At 55.5% G+C, this 660-nt stretch carries 1 protein-coding gene; it reads right to left on the bottom strand.

The features are described 5' to 3' along the window. Positions 1 to 127: 127 nt before the first annotated feature. Positions 128 to 508, bottom strand: a complete 381-nt coding sequence (locus XI08_RS09865; protein ID WP_156937038.1) for a hypothetical protein — start codon at positions 506 to 508, stop codon at positions 128 to 130. Positions 509 to 660 lie beyond the last annotated feature (152 nt).

Here is a 660-nt window from a genome sequence, read left to right as displayed (position 1 = left end):
CGTGTACTCATAAACGTCGGCGTACCAACGTAAAGCGGAAGTCTGCCACCTTGAGCATGATCGGCGGCTTGTGACCCACAGCTGACGGCGCCTGTTCTTCAGGAGGGAATGTTTCTGGGCACGGCAGCTATTTCAACCACAGCTTGAGAGGAACTGCCTGTCGATCGGAGCAGTTCATGGTGCCAGTATAGGAGTCTGACAGTTGTCCGCTGTAGGTGCATTCGACCCCCGCAACGGAGAATGTCGCATTCAATTGGGGTGATGAGGCCGATATCTGAAAACGCATTTCACCGGTCTTCTCCTCCGGACCATCTTGAATGCATACGCCGACGTGTTTCATCGTTAATGGCCCAGAGTATTCCTTTATAGGGCCGGAAGCCGTTTCCGTGACGGTGGCGGTCAACTCCCACTCGCCGAGATAGCCGGAGTATCCGATGACCTGAAGTGATTGAGCGACAGCCGGGGTCGCGAGAGCAATCAGAACGATAGGCAGAAAGAATGCTCTCACGATATGCTCCCGTAATATCGCTGCAGCCCCTCAGCGCTTCGTCAGAAACGCGCGCGCGTCGGTAACCTCGGTCCGGGTATTATCCGCAGCATCGGCGATCGCAACGACCTTGCTGTAATACTCGTGTGCCTTGGCGGACTCACCGGACTTTT

Source organism: Bradyrhizobium sp. CCBAU 11361 (genome assembly GCF_028128935.1).
Taxonomy (GTDB): domain Bacteria; phylum Pseudomonadota; class Alphaproteobacteria; order Rhizobiales; family Xanthobacteraceae; genus Bradyrhizobium; species Bradyrhizobium niftali.
The sequence above is the reverse complement of the archived record's forward strand: the minus strand, read 5'-3'. Positions and strand labels throughout refer to the sequence as shown.